The sequence below is a fragment of the Frankia sp. AgB32 genome (genome assembly GCF_023243045.1).
Taxonomy (GTDB): domain Bacteria; phylum Actinomycetota; class Actinomycetes; order Frankiales; family Frankiaceae; genus Frankia.
On the sequence record NZ_JALKFX010000012.1, the window covers coordinates 45,303 to 66,127 of the forward strand.

Here is a 20,825-nt window from a genome sequence, read left to right on the forward strand (position 1 = left end):
CCCGCCCGCCGCCGCGCCCCCCCCCCCCCCGCGTCCAGCTCCGCGCCCACCAGCTCCGCGGCGACCTGGTCGGCCGTATCCTGGTGGCCCGCGTCCTGGTCGAAAGCTCCCTGGCTGGCGGCTCCCCGGTCGGCGGCTCCCTGGTCGGCCGCTCCCTGGTCGGCCGCTCCCTGGTCGACACTGTCCGGCCCGCCGGCTGGGGACCAGCCGGCGGCGGCCGGTTCCCCCTGGGTGGTGTGCTCCTCGGCGCCGAGGTCGGCCTCCGTGGCGTCGCCGTCGGGGGCGGCTGAGGTGGTGGCCAGCAGGTCCGCGCGGATCGTGGCCCAGAGCCCCTGGCGCCGCGGCGCGGCGAGCACCGACAGCTCCACCGCGGACACGCTGTCCGTGACGACCAGCGCCGGCACCGGGCCGGCGGGGGACAGCCGCAGCCAGGTGCCCGCCACCCGGGGGACCAGCAGCGCCCCGAAGTCGGCGCGCTCCCGGCCGTCGGCTGGCAGGTCGGCGAGGTCGAAGGGGCCGATGGTCGGGGGTGCTCCCGGCTCCTGCTCGGTCCCCTGCGCCGGGTTGGGTCCGCCAGCCGCGACCACCGGCGCGGCGCTGCGTCGCTGTCTGCTGCCGAGTCGTCCGCCGAACATCGCCGACCACCTCCTGTCCGCAGCTTGCAGTGACAGAACGAACGCCCTGGGTAGGCGCGCCGGGGCGGGGATGACCGCCTGGCGGGAGGCGGGTGCTGGGCGGCGCCGGCTCGGCCTGGTGGGGGTGCCCGCCCGGGCGGGCACCCCCATACCGAGGTCGGTGGGACGTGGTGGAGAAATCCCGTAACGGGATGGTGGAATCCTGACGCGTCCGGGACCATCGGGAGCGTGTCTGTTCCAAACGAGAAAGCGTCGCTGCCCAAGTCCTGGATGGTCTCCGAATCGCTGAACGGAGGGATGAAGCTCCCGTTCGTCGTCGGCCTCGACGACTCGGACACCCCGTACGACGTTGTCGACGCGCTCGCGCTGGCTCCCTTCACGACCGGTGAACAGCCATGGGCGCGCAGCGCGCGGGTGGACCGGCTCCGGCCTGGCGCGACCCTGTTGCCCACCGGAGCCCGACTGATGCGCTCCGTTGTCGAAGAAGCCCGTGACTCCCGCCTGGCCGTGGGCGAGGGCTGGACGGTGCGGGCGGTGCGCTGGCGTGGGGGCGGCGGGGAGGTGACTGTCACGGCCGTCACCGAGCAGCTGGCCCGGGGCGTCCTCGACGACGTGCTGCGCGCGTCGACGGCCGACACCGGTCCCGAGAGCGCCGTCACCATGGGCTTCTGGTACCTGTCCAGCCAGCGCGGGCCGATCCGGACCAGCCGTCGGACGGCGACGACGAACTGGTCGGCGATCCGCGCCAACTACGCCGCGACGGCGGTGGAGGACCTGGACAAGCTGATGGCGGTCCGCCGCGAGTCCATCGTCGGCCGGCTGATCCTGCTGCACGGGCCGGCCGGCACCGGAAAGACCACGGTGTTGCGCGCGCTGGCGAACGAGTGGCGGTCGTGGTGCCAGGTCGACTGCGTGCTGGACCCGGAGTCCCTGTTCGCCGACCCGGCCTACCTGATGGAGGTCGCGATCGGGTTCGACGACGACGGCGACGCGGACGCGGATGCCGACATCGCACTCGCTGACATCGCACTCGCCGACACCGCACCTGCCGACACCGCACCTGCCGACACCGCACCTGCCGACACCGCACTCGCCGACACCGCACTCGCCGGCCCGACGACCGCCGAGAACGGCGCGGGTCCGGGTGGGGTGATCGACGCCGCCGCCGACCGGATGGGGCAGTCGTCGGGGCGCCGCTGGCGCCTGCTGGTGATCGAGGACTGCGACGAGCTGATCCGCGGCGACGGCCGGGGTTCGGCCGGCCAGCAGCTGTCCCGGCTGCTCAACCTGACCGACGGGCTGGTCGGCCAGGGCCGCGAGGTGCTCGTCGCGCTGACCACCAACGAGGACCTGCTGCGGCTGCATCCGGCGGTGGTGCGACCTGGCCGTTGCCTCGCGCAGATCGAGGTCGGCGCCCTGCCGCACGGGGAGGCGGTGTCCTGGCTCGGGTCGGCCGAGGGCGTGGGGTCGACGATGACGCTCGCCGAGCTGTTCGCGCTGCGCGACGGGCGCGGCCTGCCCCGCCCGACCCGCAGCGATCCCAGCCACGGCCTGTACCTCTAGATCGTCACCTCTGGATCGTCGGGGGCACCCGCCGCGCGGCCGCTCGTGGCGGGTGCCCCCGACGAGTGGTCGCGGCGGGTCGTGGACCGTGCCGTGGACCGGACCGGCAGCCGTCCGGCCAGGTCAGAACGCGGTCTTCGCGGGCACGTCGGCGCTGACGAGGCGGCGCAGGGCGAGCCGGGCGAGTGGCGCGTAGGCGAGGACGACCGGCAGCGGGCCGTGCAGGTGCAGCCACGTGGCGGTGCCCGCGTCGAGGCAGGGCTCGACGCCGTGGTCGAGAGTCAGGCGCAGCGGGCCGAGCGCGACCCGCCAGGACCAGGTGTGGGCGAGCTCGTCGACGGCGGTGATGACGAACCGGGCGGCGGGCGGCACGAACGACCAGACCTCGCCGGTCATGCCCGGATGGATGCGGCCGTCGTCCGCGTCGCCGTAGCCGTCGATGCGCACGCGACGGATCTGCGGCGCCCAGTCCGGCCAGCGGGCTGGCTGGGCGTAGCGTTCCCAGCTTTCCGCGACACGGGCCGGCCCGGCGGCATCGAGGAACAGTGCGGCCACGACCGCACGTTAGCCTGCGTGCCGAGGTGGCACACCTCGACGAGGTCGGCGGCTGACAGCCAGCGCGGGCGGATAGGGGCTGACCAGGCCGGATGTCGGGGATGACCGATGTCTGCGCGAAGTGCGGCTATGGTGAACCGCAGTGGGTGAACCGGTGCAATTCGATCGGCGGCGGCGTGGATAGTTCCGCGGGCCGGGATGTCCGGAGTGACGGTTGGTCCGGCCTACGTGCGTGGCGGCCGGCACAACGCCGGACGTGCGGGATTGGCAGCGGTTGACCTGGGAATACGTCCTATTTACTGCTTGGTCGTTGTTGTGGGGGTGACCGTGACCGCGGTGGACGCCGCAATCGTCGGGGACCGGCCCACCGCCGAGGTGCGCCGCGCCTCGGCGATGCCGGTCCTGACCAGTCGGGTCGACGCGGCGGGGGAGCAGGCACGGCGAAACGCCGAGGGCCACTGGCATGCCGTGACCGATCTGCAGGAGCGGTTGGCCGTCGCTGCCGTCGGCGGTTCCGAGCAGGCCCGGGCTCGCCATGTCGACCGCGGCAAGCTGCTGCCCCGCGACCGGGTGGACGCGTTGCTCGACCGGGGCAGCCCGTTCCTGGAACTCTCCCCGCTCGCCGCGAACGGTCTGTATGACGATCCGGTGCCGGGCGCGGGCATCATCACCGGAATCGGCCGGGTGGCTGGCCGGGAATGTGTCATCGTCGCCAACGACGCCACCGTGAAGGGTGGAACATACTACCCGTTGACGGTGAAGAAACATCTGCGCGCGCAGGAAGTCGCGATGAACAACCGGCTTCCCTGTATCTACCTGGTGGATTCTGGCGGAGCGTTTCTGCCCCTTCAGGACCAGGTTTTTCCGGACCGGGACCATTTCGGCCGCATCTTTTACCACCAGGCCCGGATGTCGGCGCTCGGTATTGCCCAGATCGCCGCGGTCCTCGGCTCCTGCACGGCCGGCGGCGCCTACGTTCCCGCGATGGCCGACGAGACGGTCATCGTCCGCGACCAGGGGACGATCTTCCTGGGTGGGCCGCCGCTGGTGAAGGCCGCGACCGGTGAGGTCGTGACGGCCGAGGAGCTCGGCGGCGGCCTGCTGCACGCGCGCACCTCCGGGGTGACCGATCACCTGGCCGACGACGACCGGCACGCACTGCGCATCGTCCGCTCGATCGTGGCGAACCTGGCGCCACGGGCGCCGCGGCCGTGGCAGGTCGAGCCGGTCGAGGAGCCCGCCGTCGACCCGGCCGGCCTGTACGCGGCGGTCCCGCCGGACGGGCGGACGCCGTTCGACGTGCGTGAGGTCATCGCCCGCATCGCCGACGGCAGCCGGTTCGCCGAGTTCAAGCAGGAGTACGGCACGACGCTGGTGACCGGCACCGCGCGGCTGCACGGTCATCCCGTCGGCATCATCGCGAACAACGGCGTGCTGTTCGGCGAGTCGGCCCTCAAGGGCGCGCACTTCATCGAACTGTGCGACCAGCGCGGCATCCCGCTGGTGTTCCTGCAGAACATCACCGGCTTCATGGTCGGCCGCGAGTACGAGGCCGCCGGCATCGCCAAGCACGGCGCGAAGATGGTCAACGCGGTGGCGTGCGCGCGGGTGCCGAAGTTCACCGTGGTGATCGGCGGCTCGTACGGTGCGGGCAACTACTCCATGTGCGGACGGGCGTATTCGCCGCGGTTCCTGTGGATGTGGCCGACCGCGCGGATCTCCGTGATGGGCGGTGACCAGGCGGCGGCCGTGCTCGCGACCGTCCGCCGCGACCAGCTCACCGCGGCCGGCGTCGAGTGGAGCGACGCCGACGAGGCCGCCTTCCGCACGCCGATCCTCGACCGCTACGCCGAGCAGGGCAGCGCCTACCACTCCACGTCGCGGCTGTGGGACGACGGGGTGATCGATCCGGCTGACACCCGTATGGTGCTCGGTCTGGGACTGTCGGTCGCGGCGAACGCGCAGCTCGACCCGATTGGGTACGGAGTGTTTCGGATGTGAAACTGCTGGCGGGCGGCGGCGTGGTCGCGCGTCCCGTTCGCCGGGAGTCAGTGGACAGCACGGATGGCGGAGAGTGTGGGGGAACAGGTTGTCAGCCACTGACCTGACCACGGGTAACAACGGCACGACGGGTGGCCAGGGTGCCGGTCGGGCGGCCCCCGGCGGGCCCGGCGACGGACCGGGCCAGAACGGCGTGACGCCGCGCACCACCGGCGCCCCACCGGCGCAGGCCGGCCCGGGCGCTGTCGCGCCGGCGGACACCGGCCCGGGTGGTGACGTCGCCGCTGGTGCGGGGGCCACCGACGCCGGTGCGCCCGGTGCGCCGACCGCTGGTGCGCTGACGTCCGCAGCGACGTCGGCCGGTGTGCTGTCGGGCGGTGCGGCGTCAGGCGGTGCGGCGTCGGCCGCCGGGGCGGCGGCTGGAGGTGCGCCGCGCGCCGACGGGCAGGGGTTCACCTGCGTGCTCGTGGCGAACCGCGGTGAGATCGCCGTGCGGATCATCCGCACCCTGCGGGACCTCGGGATCCGGGCCGCCGCCGTCTACTCCGATGCGGACGCCGGGGCCCGTCACGTCCGCGAGGCCGACGTGGCGGTGCGGCTCGGGCCCACGCCGCCCCGCGAAAGCTACCTCGACATCGGCGCGGTCCTCGAGGCCGCCCGGCTGTCCGGGGCACAGGCGATCCACCCCGGCTACGGCTTCCTCGCCGAGAACGCGGAGTTCTTCCGGGCCTGCGAGGCCGCCGGGGTGACCGTCATCGGCCCGCCGGCCAAGGCCGTCGAGGTGATGGGCGAGAAGATCCTGGCCCGGCGGACCGTCGCGGAGGTCGGCGTCCCGGTCGTGCCCGGTCGGTCGGCACCGGGCATGAGCGACGCCGCGATCACCGAGGCCGCCGGCCAGCTCGGCTACCCGGTGCTGGTCAAGCCGTCGGCGGGCGGCGGCGGCAAGGGCATGCGGATCGTGCGCGAACCCGCGGGGATGGCCGCGGCGCTCGCCTCGGCCCGCCGGGAGTCCGCCGCCGCGTTCGGCGACGACACCCTGTTCGTGGAACGGCTCATCGCCCGGCCGCGCCATGTCGAGGTGCAGATCCTCGCGGACGGCCACGGCACCGTGCTGCACCTCGGCGAGCGCGAGTGCAGCCTGCAACGGCGCCACCAGAAGATCATCGAGGAGGCGCCCTCGCCGCTGCTCGACCCGCGCACCCGGGAGCGGATCGGTGCCGCCGCGGTCGCCGTCGCCGTCGCCGTCGGCTACGTCGGAGCGGGCACGGTCGAGTTCATCATGTCCGCCGACGCGCCCGACGAGTTCTACTTCATGGAGATGAACACCCGCCTGCAGGTGGAGCACGCGGTCACCGAACTGGTCACCGGAGTGGACATCGTCGCCGAGCAGATCCGGATCGCCGCCGGCGAGCCCCTGCGGTTCGGTCAGGCCGACGTCCGCATCACCGGGCACGCCGTCGAGGCCCGCGTCTACGCCGAGGATCCCGCCCGCGGTTTCCTGCCGACCGGCGGCGAGGTCCTCGCGTTCCGCGAGCCGTCCGGCCTCGCGCTGCGGGTCGACGCCGGCCTCGCCACCGGCGACACCGTCGGCACCGCCTACGACCCGATGCTCGCGAAGATCATCGCATGGGGCGCGGACCGGCAGAGCGCGATCGCCCGTCTCGACGCGGCCCTCGCCAGCACCGTGCTGCTCGGCGTCATCACCAACATCGGTTTCCTGCGCGCGCTGCTCGCTCATCCCGACGTCCGCTCCGGCCGGCTCGACACCGGGCTGGTCGAACGTGATCTCGCGGCGCTCGCCGACGACGAGCCACCCACCGAGGCGATCTTCGGCTACGCTCTGGCCCGGCTGCTCGCCCTGCAGCCCACCGGCCCGCTGGTCGACCCGTGGGACGTTCCCTCCGGCTGGCGTCCCGGCGAACCCGCCTGGCTGACCTGGGATGTTCGGCTCCCGTCGGCCAGGCGGAGCGTTCCCGGCGAGGCCGGCGGCCCCGCGGCCGGCGGCAACCACAACGACGCGGCCACGGCCACCGCCACCGCCGCGGACGACCCGGCGGCACCCGACGCGGCCGGGGACCCGGCGGCGGGTGGTCCGGACCGTCGCGCCGGGCTGGTCGCCGCCGAGCCGGCCGAGGCCGCGCCGCCGTCGACCGTGCGGGTGTCGGTCCGCGGGACACCGGCCGCCGCCCGGCTGCGGGTCGCCGACGGGCCGCCGGTTGCCGCGTCGGTGCGCGTGCTCGGCGACGAGCTGCTGATCGCGGCTGGCCCGGTCACGACCCGCTGGTCGTTCGCCTGGGCGCCCGGCCCGGCGGGCGATGGCGCCCAGGAACTGCTCTGGCTCGGCCGGGACGGCCGCGCGTGGGGACTGGCCGAGGCGGTGTCGGCGCCCGTGCGGGGCGCCGGGGCGGCGGGGGACGGCGAGGCGCGCAGCCCGATGCCGGGGACCGTCATCGCCGTGCTCGTCGAGGCAGGCACGGCCGTCGCCGCGGGGCAGCCCCTGCTGGTCGTCGAGGCGATGAAGATGGAGCATCCCGTCAGCGCTCCCGTCGCGGGCGTCGTCACCGACCTGCTCGCCCGCGACGGCGACCAGGTCGCGCTGGATCAGCCGCTCGCGATCGTCTCGCCGCTGGCCGCCGTCTCCCCGCCGACCCTCGCCCCCCCGCCGGGCGCGGCCCCCCCGCCGGCCGGCGCCGCGCTGCCGCCGTCCGCAGCCTGACAGGTCAGGGCAGCCTGACAGGTCAGGGCAATGGGTGGAACACGGCCGGCACTGCCGCCGCGCACAGCTTCTCGGAGTCGTCCACGAGCCTGCGGGCGGCGGCCGGATCGGCGTGGGTCTCCGCGATGAGGTGGTCGACCTGGCGCAGGTCCGCGCGGGTGAGCAGGGTCCTGTCGTTGGTGACCCATTCGCCGCGCGCCACGAGCACGGCGTGTGCGGCCTGCGAGGTTGCCTGGGCGACCAGTCCGGCGCACTGGGCCAGCCTGCCATGGCGGGCGTGGTTGACCCGGGCGTAGTCGAAGGTCAGCCGCGCGTTGTCCCACCAGACCCTGGGCGGCTGTTCCCGTAGCGCCGCCGGATAGTGCACCGTGGGCAGCCGGCCGCGTAGCACTTTGCTGACCAGGCGTATTACCCTTGCCTGCGGCTACACCGGGCCGGACGCGGCGCAGGTTCCAGAGCTGATCGTCCAGCGGTGGCTCGACCTTGCGGCCAAGTCCTGGCGAATCCTGACCGATCAGGTCGCTGCGGCCAGGTTGGGGGAGCGGTCGGTCGCAGCCCTTTACGCCGCAACTCGCCGGGAAGGCGCACGCCGGGTGACCTATGCCCGTGGCGAGGGATTGACCCGTGATCAGGCGATACGAGACCTGCAGGGCCTAAAGGCCGCAGGACTGATCGAGGAGATCGGACATGGTCGGACCCAGCGGTACATCGCGGCGGGCGTCGCTGCCGAGGCCGAACGGACGATCCGCGCCGCCCACGCCTCGCAGCCGCTTCGTGACCCCTACAGTTCCAACCCACGCTGACGGCCGTCTGAACCGGCATCCCGGCCGTCGTTCGCGCCTCGAGGTTCCGATAAGCTACGACAGCACATCACCACACTGAACGCTCCGAGTCGGACCAGTCGTCGCCGAATGTGACTTCTTCGTGACCAGGGTTCAGCACATTTCTGCGACCGCGAGTTCCGCGAGTATGAGGTAGGACGGGATGCCGACGAGGTGGAACATCGGCGGCTCGATGCGGAACCGGCCCTCGGCCGCGGCGGCGAGCTCGTCACGCATGCCCTTGAGATTCACCTGGCGCGCGACGGCGGGGCCAGCCGATTGACGAGGGCCGCGCGGGCCTCGTTCTCGCCGAGGCCGACGAGGTCGACCGTGTCGACGCCCGTGAGCCAGTCCGGGGGTTCGCACGGCTCGACCCGGACGGCGAACGAGGGCCGCCCGCCGGTGCCGGCCGTGGCCGGGCCGGGGTCCAGGTAGGTCGGGGACAGCACGACGAGCAGGTACGGCGAGCCGCCGGCCGGCGCCGGCCGTGGCCTGGGCCCGGCCGGCGGCGCGGCGGGTTCGAGCGTTCCGACGCGCCAGCCCGCCGATGCCAGATGCCAGCTGATCCAGGCCGCCCAGGGCCGGTCGGCCGCGGCGTACGAGACGACCAGCTCGGCGTCGCCCGCAGCGGGCGTCCGCGCACTGCCCCGGCCGGTCGCGACGGTGGGCGGGGCGCCGGCGTGCGCCGGGGCATCCGCCCTGCCCCGCACCTCCCGGCTGTCCCGGTGACCGGCCGGGGCCGCGCCGTCGTCGGTGTGCTGCCGGGACGGCTGGGCACCGTTGGCGTTCCCGTGCTCGGCGTTCCCGTGCTCGGCGTTCCCGTGCTCGGCGTTCCCGTCGTCGGCGATCCGGTCGGCAGACCAGCCGGACCGCGCGCTGGCCGCTGCCCCGCCGGGCTGGCCCGCGTCCTGGTCGCCGCCGGTGCGGCGGGTGCCGGCGGCCGCGGGCGGGGGAGCGTGCTGGTCGAGGATGGCCGCGGCGGCGTTCGCGGCGAGGCGCAGGAACCAGGCACGGTCCTGCGGGCGGGTCGACGCCCGGACGTGACAGGCCAGCGCGCCGGCCAGCAGCGACAGCGGCACCTGGTCCCGCCACTGGTCGACCAGATCCGCCTGGCGCGCCCAGTCCTCGCCGGCCGTGCGGACCGCGCCGACGAACGACGACAGCCACAGTGGGACGAGGTCGCCGTCGAGGTCCGGGTCGAGCAGCAGATCGATGGTGGCGTCGCGCTGGGCCGGGGAGAGGTCGACCAGCGTGCGGGCCAGCACGTGCAGCACGAGGTGGGTCGGGTCCCAGGTGAGCACGGCGTCGGGGCGGTAGCGGGACAGGTCGATGAGCTGGAACGACGCGGCGACGTCGTGCAGGGAGGCGGGGACGAGGACGTTCTCGACGTGCAGGTCGCCGTGGGCCCGCCCGACGAACGTGGGCAGCGCGAGCCCGCCGTGGCGGTCGGTGTCGAGGATCAGCGCGAACGGGTTGGGCAGCGGCCCGTCCTCGTCCTCGACGGTGATGGTGCAGCCACGGTGGGCGTCGGCGGCGCGCGCCCGGGCGCCGCCGGGGGCGAGGCGCTGCCCGAGCTGGCTGCGCAGGATGTCCGGCACGCCCATCGAGGGCACCTGCGCGCGGCCCGCCCACCCGTCCAGCACCGACCGGGTGATCGCGGCGCTGGCCTCGGCGAAGGCCGCGGCACCGGGGCGGGGACTGGGGAACAGCGGCCGCGGGCCGGCGGACCGGGCGGGGGAGCCGCGGGAGGGCCGTGGCGGGTGCAGCACGGCGTCGAGCAGGGTGTGCAGCGTGATCGGATCGCGCAGGCCGCCGCCGGCGACCCGCTGGAAGGCGAACCACCGGCCGTCCCCGACCGACACCGGCTGGTGGACCGGCTGGGTCAGGTGCTGGCCGGCGAAGGCGGGGGCGTCGGCCAGGGCCCGCGCGTGCTGGGCGTACTCGCCCGGCTCGGGATCGTCCGTGCTGCCGGGGGCCCGGTCCAGCTTCATGACGAGCTGGCGGCCGCCCTGCGGACCGTCCTCGAGGACGGCGGCCACCAGCGCCGCGGAGCGCCCGCCGGTGAGCCGCCGGACCAGCCGCAGGCTGATCGCGGTCTGGCTGCACCAGGCCGAGAGGGCGTGGGCGGCGGCCGGGTCAAGCTCGCCCCGCAGCGGTTCGTCCAGCCAGAGGGACATCGCCAAAACTCCTGAGAACAGGTACTCGCGGATTGTGGAAAACGGATTCGGGCGGGGCCGCCCGCGCCTGATACCGAAGCTGTCCGACAACCGGTGGTTGTCGGTGCCAAGAGTTTTGTCGGGCGGCCGGGTGGCGGGCTGAGATCCCGCCCTCGACAGGGCGGAGAATACCGCCGGTGAAGGCGGGCCCTGCGAGAACCCGCCATTACCGCGGCGCGGTCGGCACCGGTACTCCAGACGAGCGCCGCACCGGTCGACGCGGCTGGGGGTGTCCCGCGTACGACCTTGTACGGAGGTGGCGCCGCGCTCTTTGCGGGGCGCGCGGAACGCGGTTGTCTGGACGCGGCCAGCCGAAAGACCGCCGCCGGTCGTGATCTGCCCCCGGGGTTCGCCCGGGGTGACCGTCGGCGGTGCGCTTCCTGGCCGTCGCCGGAGCGGACCTGCCTGTCGGGGGGAGGCCCGCTCCGGCGGGCGGACCGCGCGACGTGACCGCCCGGCCTCCCGATCCGGTGCCCGGTCCGCCCCACCCGCCTTGCGGCGACCTCGATTAAGAATTGCTCGTTTTTGGCGCCGGTGTGCGCACGCCAGCACCTTCTCCGGGCCTGCGGGCGGCACCAGTTTGCTTTTCAGCATACGTTCGGGGTTGCCGGCGTTCGGCGTTCGTCGTCGGACGGCCGAACCCACGCGATCGTGGTGCCGCAGTCACCCGTCCGGTGGCGAGCTGAATACCGGCCGCTGTCCGTACGAGGTTGTCCGGCGATGCGGAGACGGCTTTTCCGGCCGGCCGGAATGAGTTTTCCTCAACAGGCTGCGATTGATCGTGAGCGCAGCGCTTCGGGGACGCCGGAAATGATCGTGAGGTCGGATGACCAGCCGTGCCGCGCACCAGCCGGATGGCCAAGGGCCGCGTGCGCCGGGACGGCGGTCGGTCGCGCGCGGCCTCGCCGCGGGGATCACGCTGGCCCGGCCCGGCACGGCGCTGGCCGACGCCGTTCCCTTCGCCGTCGGTGGACTGGCCGTCGCCCATCCCCGGCTCGGGCCCGTGCTGCTCCTCGCCCTCGCGGGCACGCTGCTGTCGGCGGCGGGCCGGCTGCTCGACGCCGTCGCCTGTCTCGGCGCTGACCAGATCAACCCCGACCGCCAGGGCAGTGCACTGGTGCGGGGCGCGGTCGGGCGCGGCCCGCTGGCGGGCCTGGCGGCGCTGGGGGGCGCCGCCGTGGCCGCGGGCGGCCTGCTCGCGGCGCCGACCGTCGGCACCCGGCTCGGCTTCGTGGGCATCGTGGCCCTGCGGGGCGGGCTGGCCTGGCTGCGGGGGGCGGGCGGGCCGCTGCGGTGGCTGCGGTGGCCGCTCGTGTCGGTCACGCTCGCCGGCGGACTGCCCCTGGGCGTGCTCGCCACCGGTGGCCGGATGGGCGCGGCCACGCTCGCGCTCAGCGCCGCGTTCGGCCTCGGCGCGACCGTCGCCGGCGCCACCGTCGCCGACCTGCGCGACCTGCCCACGGACCGGCTCACCCACCGGCGCACCGCGGCGCTGGCCAGCGGGGTGCGCCTGCGCCGGCCGAGCGGCTTCGTCCTGCCGGCGCCGTACGTCGCGCTCGTGTACGGGGCCCCGGCGGGGGCCCGCCCGGCCGGCCCCCCGGGGGCGGGGACCGGGCCCCCCGCGGGCCCGGGGGGGGGCGGCCCGGCGGCTCCGGACCTGCTCGCCGCGTCGCCGGGCGGGCCGGCGGCGCCCGGCGGCGGACTCGGGCTGGACCGCGCGGTGGCCGCGGTCGGCGCGCTCGCCGCGGGCCTCGCCGGCACGGTCCGGCTGGTCCGGCTGATCCGGTCGGGCGCTCCCGGGCTCGACCCGATCCGCTCGGCGCGGGCGCGCGGCGGCGGATTCGTCCGGCTGAACCTGCTCGCCGTCCACCTGGCGTGCGTCGGCTGGCTGCTCGCCGACCCCGGCGGCCGACTGTCGGGGGGGCTGGCCCTGGCCCTGGGCGTGGCGCTGCTGGCCGGCGCCGCCGGGTGGTCGTTCGTCCTCGCCCGATGGTCGGCGGCGGCGCTGGTGGGCCGGGATGACGGCGGCCCGCGGCCCGGGCCGGATCACGACGACCGGCACCCCGGTCCGGGCGGCGGGGCCGCGGGATAGGCCGCGGGTGGCTCAGGCCGCGCCGTCCAGGTCGGCGAGCTGCGCCAGGACACGGGTCGTGTCGTGGCCCGGGCCGAGTACCCGCAGGCTGCGCTGGTGCGCGTCGGCGAGTTCGGCGTGGGCCTCGGCGAGGCGGCCGAGCGCGTGGGCGACCCGCCCGCGCAGGCCGATCGCCGCCAGGGTGCGGGGATGGTCCGGCCCGAGCACCCGCAGACAGTCCACCACCAGCTCGTCGGTGCGCGCCGCGGCGCTGTCCGGCGCACCGCGCTGATAGGCCAGTCGGGCCAGGTGGTGGCGGGTCACCAGGGTCGCGGGATGCTCCGGCCCGAGCGTGGCCACCCGGTCCGAACAGACCAGGGCCAGCGTCTCCTCGGCGTCGGCCCACCGGCGCAGGTCGACGAGGACGTCCGCGACGTTGTTGCGGGTCGTCAGCGTGTCCCGGTGGCGCGCGACGAGGACCTTCTCCCGGCTGGCCAGGGTGCGGCGGAACAGCGCCAGCGCCTCGCCGGGCCGACCGGACTCGCGCAGGGCGCGAGCCAGGTAGTGCTGGGTCATCAGCGTGTCCGGATCCTCCGGGCCGAGCACCCGGGCCCGCTCCTCCAGGACCCGGCGCAGGCCCCGCGCTGCCTCGCCGGGGAAACCCTGGGCGGCACGCACCCGGAGCAGGTCGTGCTCGACGTGGAGCACGTCGGGGTGGTCGTCGCCGAGCAGCGCCTGACCGGCGGCGAGCACCGTGCCGTACATCGCGGCCGCCTCGGTGAGATGGCCGGTGGCCCGCAGGAAACGGGCGGCGAGCGTGGCGGGGACCAGCAGGTCCGGCGCCAGCCGCGGCTCGGTCAGCCCGTCGAGCCGCCACGCCTGCCGGGCGCGCAGCATTGCCAGACCCGCATCGGCATGGCCGCGCAGCCGGGCCCACCGCGGCCAGCTGTCCGGGTCGCGGGGATCCCCTCGGCGGGCGGCGCGGGCCAGCAGCGCCGTGACCGTCTCCAGGTAGTCCTCGACGTGGCCCGAACGGTGCGCCGCCCGGCTGAAGCTGTCGCGCACCAGCGGGTGCAACCAGACCTGGTCGGCACGCGCGGCGAGCTGCCCGCGTCGCCCCGGGCCGGCCGAGGCCCCGGCGGATTCGGGCACGCCGGCGGCTGTCAGGTCGACGAGGCCGTGCCCCGCGAGCGCCCGCAGCAGCGTCCACAACCCGGTGGTCGTCAGGCCCGGGAACAGCGGCGAGGAGGCGAGCACGGTCGCGTCGAGCGCCTCGATCGGGATGGGGGCGCCACCGAGGCAGGCGAGCAGGGTGAGCAGCGGCCGGGCCAGGTCGCGGCCCTGCGCGGCGAGCAGCCGCAGGGACAGCTCCCAGGTCGGGCCGACGAGCGCGCGCTCCCGGTCCCGCGCGGGTCCCCCGGCCGGCGCGCCGCCGCCGCGCCGGCCCGGCTCGCCGGCGGGTAGCCGGCCGCCGAGGTCGGGCAGCACCGACTCCGGCCGACCGGTCCGCACCGCCTGCTCGTACGCGGCATAGCCGCGCAGGACCTCGGCGCCGTCGAGATGGGACGGCATCCGCGCCGTCTCGACGAGATACCGGCCGGCCACGCGCAGCGCCAGCGGCAGGCCGCCGAGGCGGCCGGCGAGGCTCTCGGCGGCGGCCAGGCTGCCCGCGCCGTCCCCGGCGAGATCGTGCAGCGCCCGGCCGGCGTCGGCGCGGGTGAGCGGGCGCAGCCGGTGCGGCGCGAGCCACCCGGGTGGTTGGTCGCTGACGTCGGTGGACCAGGCCGCACCGTCCCGCGTGGTGACGATCACCATGCCGCGCGGGCTGGTGACGGGCCGCAGCAGACCGGTGCCGTCGAGGACACCGCCGCCGGGTGGCCCGAGGTCGGTGTCCGGGTCGTCGGCGTTGTCGATGACGAGCAGCCACGGCCGGTCGAGGCCGTCGAGCAGCCGCCACAGCAGGTCGGCGAGGCTACCCTGGGCGAGCTGGTGCTCGGAGGCACCGAGCTCGACGGCGAGCGCGGCCATGGCCGCCGCCACCGCGCCGGGGCCGGCGGCGTTGATCCACCAGCTGGTCACGCCCCGGTCGAGGGCCCTCGCGGCCACGGCGAGCGCGACGGTGCTCTTGCCGACCCCGCCGAGGCCGTGCAGGACCTGCACCCTGCACGCCTCGCGCCCGTCCCCGTCCCCGTCCCCGTCCGTGCCGGTGCCGGTGCCGGTGCCCGTGCCCGTGCCGTTCGCGCCGGCCGCGCCTGGCCAGCTCGGCCCACCTCCGTCGACAGCGGGGTGCGGGAGCGCTGCGGTCAGTCGGTCGAGGGTGTCGGCGCGCCCGTGCAGGGCCACCAGACCGTGCAGGCGGCCGACCGGCGGCCTGAGCGTGAGGTGCACCACCGCGACGCCGTCCGCCGCGACATCGTCACTGTTCGTGGCCGGTGCGCCGGGGTGGGTGTTCGTCCGAGAAGGCGCTTCGTCGCTGCGGCCCGGCTGGCCGGACGTGCGCCGGGCATCACCATCGGTGACCGTGCGAGGGCTGCGGCGGGCTCGCCGCCACGCCGCCGTCCACGCCTCGACGTCCGCCGGGCTGGTGACGCCGCAGGCGCGCAGCAGCGCCGGGACGAGGCCGGCTGGTTTGAGGGCGGGCAGGTGGGAGCCGCTGAAATAGCCGCCGGCGGTGCTGGTCGGGACGCCGATGGCCCGGGCGACGTCGCGCACGCTGAGCCCGGCGCGCAGCCGGAGCGCCGTCAGCTCCCGCCCGAACTCCTTGCAGGTGGTAACCGCAGTCGGGTCGATCTGTTCGGACACGCTGGTACCCCGTGCTGGCAGAGGAAGCAGGTCGGACGTGGATCAGGCGACCAATCTTGCCCTGACCTGACGACTGTGGGTAGACACGTCCGATAACGGACAGGCCAGTTCCGTCACGGAAACGGCACGTCGGCGCCGCCGGTCGGCCCCGGCCGGCGGGGCGGCGGCCCTGGCCCGTCGACCTGCGGCGGGCATGCGAAACTGGCAGCGGGCCCGTGCCGGGCCGTCGTCGCCGGGGGAGGACACGCGATGCCGACGGCTCCTGACCGGCCACCGCCGTCGGATCCGCCAGCCGCTGACGCCGCGGCGGGCGCCGAGAGTGTCGGGCACGTCATCGTGGCGGGCCTCGGAGGGCTGGGCGTGCGGCTGGCGGAGCAGCTCCGGGACTCCGGTGTCACCGTCGTCGGCGTCGACGACCGGCTCACCCCGGCCGCCCGGCGGCGCCTCGAACGGTCGGGCGTGCGGGTACTGGTGGAAAGCCCGCACGCCGCCGAGGTGCTGCGTGACGCCGGCATTGCCACGGCCCACGCCGTCGTCCTGTGCTACGAGGCGGACCTGCCCAACCTGGAGACCGCGCTGGTCGCCGCCGACGTCGCCCCCGGCGTCCGGCTCGTCGTCAACGTCAACAACGCGCAGCTCGGCGACCAGCTCGCCGACGCGTTCGACCAGGTGTGGGTGCTCAACCTCGCCGAGCTCGCCGGGCCGAGTTTCGTCGAGGCGTGCGTGCGCTCCGACGTCACCCACGCCTTCACGATGGGGACCCGGGCGGACGCCGAGGTGTTCGCGGTGATCGAGGAGGAGATCACCGGCCGGGAGGCCTTCCGCACCCGCTACGGCGACCTCACCCCGATCCTGCTGTGCCGCGCCGGCTCGCGCGACGCCGAGGTGTGCCCGCCGCGCGACACGCCCCTGCGTCCCGGGGACCGGCTGACTGTGATCGGCCGGCTCACCGAGTTCCACGACCGGGGGATGACCGTGTCGGGCCTGCACGACGCGCGGCTGTTCGCCGAGCTCGGCGCCGGCGACGCCGGGCCGGCGGGCGGGGCGCGGGTCCGGCGGGGCACGGCGGCCCGGATCCGCGAGATCGCCGCGGCCATCCGCGGCGAGCTCGACCGGCCGTTCCGGTTGGCGCTCAGCGCCGTGTTCACCCTCATGATCGTCAGCACGGTGGTCCTGTCGCTGACCTATGCCGACCACAACGCGGCCGCGCCGCCCGGGTTCGGCACGCTCGACGCGCTCTACCTGACCGTCGAGACGATGGTCACGGTCGGGTACGGCGACTTCAACTTCGGCGCGGCCGACGAGTGGCTGCAGATCTTCGGGATCGCGCTGATGCTGCTCGGCGCGCTGTCGATCGCCGTCGTCTACGCCTTCATCACCAACGTGATCATCAGCCGGCGCCTGGAGCGGGCGATGGGCCGCGGCCGGGCCGGCGCGGTGCGCGGGCACGTCATCCTCTGCGGCCTCGGGTCGGTCGGCGTGGCCACCATGGACGGCCTGCTGCGCGCCGGCCGGCAGGTCGTCGTCATCGAACGGGACGAGAACAACCGGTACCTGCCGGTCGCCCGGGAACGCGGCGTGCCCGTGATCCTCGGCGACGGGACCGTCCGGTCCACCCTGCTGGAGGCCGGTCTCGCCCACGCGACCACGATCGCCGCGCTGACCAGCGACGGCGTGGCGAACCTGGAGACGGTGCTCTCCGCCCGGGAGGCGCACGACGAGCTGCGCGGCACCCGGGCCGCGCGGGAGCTCGCGCGGCGCTCCGGCGGGCGTTCCTACGGGCGGGCCGGCGGCCGCCGCGGCGACGGGCATCACCCGGCGGACCTGCGGGTGGTGCTGCGGATCGTCGAGTCGTCGATGGCCGACGAGGTCGAACGACGTTTCGGCATCCACACCGCGCGCGACGCCGCCGCCCTCGCCACCCCCTACCTCGTCGGGGCGGCGCTGGGCTACGACGTGATCAGTGCCTTCTACGTGCAGCGCACGCCGTTCCTCGTCGCCCGGATGATCGTGCGCGCCGGCGGCGGCCTCGCCGGCCCGACGCTGCGCGAACTGTCCACCGGCACCCGGGTGCTCGCCGTGACGACCGCGGCGACGGACGAACCCGACTACCGGCCCGGCCGGCACACCCGGCTGCGCCCCGGCGACAAGCTGATCGTCGTCGGCCCGGTCGGCGGGATCGTCGACATGGTGCGGCGCAACCAGCGGCCCGGCCACCCGCCGCCGCGCGAACCGAAGCCGGAGCAGGCCGAGGCCGCGCCGCCCGCGTCGGAGCCGTCTCAGGGGTGGCCGTCGGGCGGATAGGGGGCGAACGTGCCGCGGTTGGCGTCCAGCGCCAGGGCGCGGCCGATCTGCGGGAACGCCCGCTGCGCGCAGCCGACCCGTTCGCAGACCTTGCAGCCGATGCCGATCGGCACGGCGGCCGCCGGATCGTCCAGGTTCAGCCCGGTCGAATACACCAGGCGATGAGCATGACGCAGTTCGCAGCCCAGCCCGATCGCGAACGTCTTACCCGGCCGGCCATACCGGCCATAGGCACTGCTCACCGTGCGGGCAATCCAGAAGTAACTTCGCCCGTCCGGCATCGTCGCGATCTGGGTGTGAATCCGGCCGGGCGCGGCGAGTGCCTCGTAGACATTCCACAGCGGGCAGGTCCCGCCGGCCCGGGAGAAATGGAATCCGGTGGCGGACTGCCGTTTCGACATGTTCCCGGCCCGGTCCACCCGGATGAACGAGAACGGCACGCCCCGGGCGCGTGGCCGCTGTAGCGTGCTCAACCGGTGGCAGATCGTCTCGAAACCCATGCCGAAATGTCCGGAAAGCCGTTCGACGTCGTAGCGGAAACGCTCCGCCGCGGCGTGGAAAACCTGGTACGGCAGGATGAGCGCGGCGGCGAAGTAGTTCCCCAGGCCGATCCGGGTCAGCGTGCGGGCCGCCGGGCCGCTCGGCATGCCCTCGTCGGTCAGTCGGGTGATCAGCCCGTCGAACTCGGTGAACCCGAGCTGCAGGGCCATCCGGAACGCCCGCTGGCCGGGGTTCAGCTGCCGCGCGAGGGTCAGCACCCGCGTCTGCTGGTCGAACCGGTGCAGCTCGTCCGCGTCGAGGGTGCGGTCGGGCGCGAGCTCCCGGTCGGGGGCCCGGCCGTCGCCGTCCTCGGCGGAGCCGATCCGGTCCGGGTCGGATCGGTCCGGTTCGCGGATGTGCACGCGGACGCCGTGGTGGGCGAGGCGGTCGGCGAGGTTGGTGAGCAGCCGGCCGGGCGACAGGCCGATCTCGGCGGCGAGCCGCTCGGCTGCCTCGTCGAGTGCACCGACGTAGTTCTGCCGCTGGTAGAAGAAGTCGCGGACCTCCTCGTCCGGCATCGGCGCCGGCGCCGGGCCGGCCGGCTCCGGGCCGCGGGCGCCGGTGAGCGCGGCGAGGCGCTCGCCCGCCTGCCGGTAGCGCCGGTGCAGCGTGATCAGCGCGTGGGCGCTGCGCGGCAGCTGCTCGGCGAGGGCGGCGGCGTCCGACTCCGGCACGGCCAGGCCGAGCGTGGCGTCGGAAAGCACCTCGCGGACCTCGGCGATGAGCCGGGTCACGTCGTGGGCGGCGAAGAAACCGGCGTCGACGCCGAATGCCTCGGTGATACGCAGCAGGACGGGGACGGTGAGTGGCCGGGAGTTGTGCTCGATCTGGTTCAGATAGCTCGGCGAGATGTCGAGCAGCCGGGCCAGCTCCACCTGGCTCATCGCCCGTTCCTCGCGCAGTTCCCGCAGCCTGGTCCCGACAAATGTCTTCTGCATCGGTTCCTCCTGAACCGGAGGATAGTCCGCCCGCTGCCAACACGCCATTTACAGGATTCGCTCATCCGCCGCCGAAGATTAGCAGGACTTGGCTGATTGGGCCGCTCGACCCGGTGGAATGGCTGTGTCAGCTTCTCAGGTGAGGGTCGTCCGCCGGGCGCGGCGGGTCATCCCTCGCCATTGGCGGACCCACGGGGTAGGGGAGATGGACATGGTCGAGACGACAGCGACGACAGCGACGACAGCGACGACGGCGACCACCGCGGCGACTGGGGCAGCTTCGGCGACTGGGGCGGCTTCGGCGACTGGGGTAAACAGGGTGAATGGTGTGACCGGCGTGACAACGGCGCCGCCGGTGGCGCGTACCCGGGCCGCCGACGAGCTGGCGCGGCGCTGGGCCGCCGACCCGCGCTGGGCGGGCGTCGAGCGCGGCTACGGCGGCCGGGAGGTGATCCGGCTGCGCGGCAGCGTCGTCGAGGAGCACACGCTGGCCCGCCTCGGCGCCGAGAAGCTGTGGCGGCTGCTGCACGAGCAGGACTACGTCCACGCCCTCGGCGCGCTCACCGGCAACCAGGCCGTGCAGCAGGTCAGGGCGGGTCTGTCGGCCATCTACCTGTCCGGCTGGCAGGTCGCCGCCGACGCGAACCTCGCCGGCCAGACCTACCCGGACCAGAGCCTCTACCCGGCGAACTCGGTGCCCGCGGTGGTCCGGCGGATCAACAACGCGCTGCTGCGCGCCGACCAGATCACCTGGTCCGAGGACACGCCCGACGCCCCCGACTGGCTCGCGCCGATCGTCGCCGACGCCGAGGCCGGCTTCGGCGGCGTCCTCAACGCCTACGAGCTGATGACCGCGATGATCGCTGCCGGCGCCGCCGGCGTGCACTGGGAGGACCAGCTCGCCGCCGAGAAGAAGTGCGGCCACCTCGGCGGCAAGGTGCTCATCCCCACCGGCCAGCACATCCGCACCCTCGACGCGGCGCGCCTGGCCGCCGACGTCGCCGACGTCCCCACCCTGATCATCGCCCGCACCGACGCGCAGGCCGCCACCCTGATCACCAGCGACGTCGACGAGCGCGACCACCCGTTCCTCACCGGCGAGCGCACCGCTGAGGGCTACCACCGCGTCTGCCCCGGCCTCGAGCCGTGCATCGCTCGCGGCCTGGCCTACGCGCCGCACGCCGACCTGCTGTGGATGGAGACCTCCACCCCGGACCTCGACGTCGCCCGCCGGTTCGCCGAGGGGATCAAGGCGCATTACCCCGACCAGATGCTCGCCTACAACTGCTCGCCGTCGTTCAACTGGCGTGCCCACCTCGACGATGCGACCATCGCCAAGTTCCAGCGCGAACTCGGGCACATGGGCTACCGGTTCCAGTTCATCACCCTCGCCGGTTTCCACGCGCTGAACCACTCGATGTTCACCCTCGCCCACGGTTACGCCCGTGACGGCATGACCGCCTACGTCGACCTGCAGGACCGCGAATTCGCCAGCGAGGCCGACGGCTACACCGCGACCCGCCACCAGCGCGAGGTCGGCACCGGCTTCTACGACCTGGTCAGCACCGCCATCAACCCGGCCAGCGACACCGTCGCCCTGCGCGGCTCCACCGAGGAAGCCCAGTTCAGCGCCATCGCCACGCACTGACGCCACCGACGGTGG

General features: G+C 74.6%; 14 protein-coding genes. 7 read left to right on the top strand and 7 right to left on the bottom strand.

Annotation, left to right across the window (positions count from 1 at the left end; translation table 11 throughout):
- A partial coding sequence (locus MXD60_RS05910; protein ID WP_248817948.1) for a DUF3710 domain-containing protein occupies positions 1-635 on the bottom strand: 635 nt, incomplete at its 3' end.
- Between the two features lie 228 nt (positions 636-863).
- Between MXD60_RS05910 and MXD60_RS05915 the strand changes: the two genes are divergently transcribed.
- Positions 864-2,198 (top strand): DUF5925 domain-containing protein, encoded by a 1,335-nt coding sequence (locus tag MXD60_RS05915; protein WP_248817949.1) that lies wholly within the window; start codon positions 864-866, stop codon positions 2,196-2,198.
- 123 nt (positions 2,199-2,321) lie between these two features.
- Here the strand turns inward: MXD60_RS05915 and MXD60_RS05920 are convergent, their stop codons facing one another.
- The gene (locus tag MXD60_RS05920) at positions 2,322-2,753 is read right to left on the bottom strand and encodes an SRPBCC family protein (RefSeq protein ID WP_248817950.1); all 432 of its coding nucleotides are present in this window, start codon (positions 2,751-2,753) and stop codon (positions 2,322-2,324) included.
- 393 nt (positions 2,754-3,146) lie between these two features.
- On the opposite strand from MXD60_RS05920, the gene MXD60_RS05925 reads away from it, so the two are divergent.
- Together MXD60_RS05925 and MXD60_RS05930 are read left to right on the top strand one after the other, a co-directional pair.
- Positions 3,147-4,754 (top strand): carboxyl transferase domain-containing protein, encoded by a 1,608-nt coding sequence (locus MXD60_RS05925; RefSeq protein ID WP_248817980.1) that lies wholly within the window; start codon positions 3,147-3,149, stop codon positions 4,752-4,754.
- A 460-nt stretch (positions 4,755-5,214) separates the two neighbouring features.
- Complete coding sequence (locus tag MXD60_RS05930; RefSeq protein ID WP_248817981.1) at positions 5,215-7,470, top strand: acetyl/propionyl/methylcrotonyl-CoA carboxylase subunit alpha; 2,256 nt, start codon at positions 5,215-5,217, stop codon at positions 7,468-7,470.
- A gap of 22 nt (positions 7,471-7,492) precedes the next feature.
- On the opposite strand, the gene MXD60_RS05935 is transcribed toward MXD60_RS05930, so the two are convergent.
- Positions 7,493-7,837, bottom strand: a complete 345-nt coding sequence (locus MXD60_RS05935; protein ID WP_248817951.1) for a hypothetical protein — start codon at positions 7,835-7,837, stop codon at positions 7,493-7,495.
- A gap of 1 nt (position 7,838) precedes the next feature.
- On the opposite strand from MXD60_RS05935, the gene MXD60_RS05940 reads away from it, so the two are divergent.
- The gene (locus tag MXD60_RS05940; RefSeq protein WP_248817952.1) at positions 7,839-8,273 is read left to right on the top strand and encodes a hypothetical protein; all 435 of its coding nucleotides are present in this window, start codon (positions 7,839-7,841) and stop codon (positions 8,271-8,273) included.
- Between the two features lie 132 nt (positions 8,274-8,405).
- Here MXD60_RS05940 and MXD60_RS28615 read toward each other — a convergent pair whose 3' ends face one another.
- Complete coding sequence (locus MXD60_RS28615) at positions 8,406-8,528, bottom strand: hypothetical protein (RefSeq protein ID WP_283097874.1); 123 nt, start codon at positions 8,526-8,528, stop codon at positions 8,406-8,408.
- An 11-nt stretch (positions 8,529-8,539) separates the two neighbouring features.
- Positions 8,540-10,468 (bottom strand): toll/interleukin-1 receptor domain-containing protein, encoded by a 1,929-nt coding sequence (locus MXD60_RS05945; protein ID WP_248817953.1) that lies wholly within the window; start codon positions 10,466-10,468, stop codon positions 8,540-8,542.
- 865 nt (positions 10,469-11,333) lie between these two features.
- Between MXD60_RS05945 and MXD60_RS05950 the strand changes: the two genes are divergently transcribed.
- Positions 11,334-12,599 (top strand): 4-hydroxybenzoate polyprenyltransferase, encoded by a 1,266-nt coding sequence (locus MXD60_RS05950; RefSeq protein WP_248817954.1) that lies wholly within the window; start codon positions 11,334-11,336, stop codon positions 12,597-12,599.
- A gap of 12 nt (positions 12,600-12,611) precedes the next feature.
- Here the strand turns inward: MXD60_RS05950 and MXD60_RS05955 are convergent, their stop codons facing one another.
- Positions 12,612-15,380 (bottom strand): tetratricopeptide repeat protein, encoded by a 2,769-nt coding sequence (locus tag MXD60_RS05955; RefSeq protein ID WP_248817955.1) that lies wholly within the window; start codon positions 15,378-15,380, stop codon positions 12,612-12,614.
- A 249-nt stretch (positions 15,381-15,629) separates the two neighbouring features.
- Here MXD60_RS05955 and MXD60_RS05960 point away from each other — a divergent pair, with 249 nt between their 5' ends.
- Complete coding sequence (locus tag MXD60_RS05960) at positions 15,630-17,684, top strand: NAD-binding protein (protein ID WP_248817956.1); 2,055 nt, start codon at positions 15,630-15,632, stop codon at positions 17,682-17,684.
- On the opposite strand, the gene relB is transcribed toward MXD60_RS05960, so the two are convergent.
- Entirely contained in the window at positions 17,660-19,162 is a 1,503-nt protein-coding gene (gene relB, locus MXD60_RS05965; protein ID WP_248817957.1) for a type II toxin-antitoxin system RelB family anti-toxin, read from the bottom strand. The genes MXD60_RS05960 and relB overlap by 25 nt on opposite strands.
- 328 nt (positions 19,163-19,490) lie before the next feature.
- On the opposite strand from relB, the gene aceA reads away from it, so the two are divergent.
- Positions 19,491-20,810 (top strand): isocitrate lyase, encoded by a 1,320-nt coding sequence (gene aceA / locus MXD60_RS05970; RefSeq protein ID WP_248817958.1) that lies wholly within the window; start codon positions 19,491-19,493, stop codon positions 20,808-20,810.
- Positions 20,811-20,825 lie beyond the last annotated feature (15 nt).

Excerpts from the sequence above, each read along its gene's own strand:
- MXD60_RS05925 (WP_248817980.1), top strand. The coding sequence starts at position 3,147 with ATGCCGGTCCTGACCAGTCGGGTCGACGCGGCGGGGGAGCAGGCACGG.
- MXD60_RS28615 (WP_283097874.1), bottom strand. The coding sequence starts at position 8,528 with ATGCGTGACGAGCTCGCCGCCGCGGCCGAGGGCCGGTTCCGCATCGAG.
- MXD60_RS05945 (WP_248817953.1), bottom strand. The coding sequence starts at position 10,468 with ATGTCCCTCTGGCTGGACGAACCGCTGCGGGGCGAGCTTGACCCGGCC.
- MXD60_RS05950 (WP_248817954.1), top strand. The coding sequence starts at position 11,334 with ATGACCAGCCGTGCCGCGCACCAGCCGGATGGCCAAGGGCCGCGTGCG.
- MXD60_RS05960 (WP_248817956.1), top strand. The coding sequence starts at position 15,630 with ATGCCGACGGCTCCTGACCGGCCACCGCCGTCGGATCCGCCAGCCGCT.
- relB (WP_248817957.1), bottom strand. The coding sequence starts at position 19,162 with ATGCAGAAGACATTTGTCGGGACCAGGCTGCGGGAACTGCGCGAGGAA.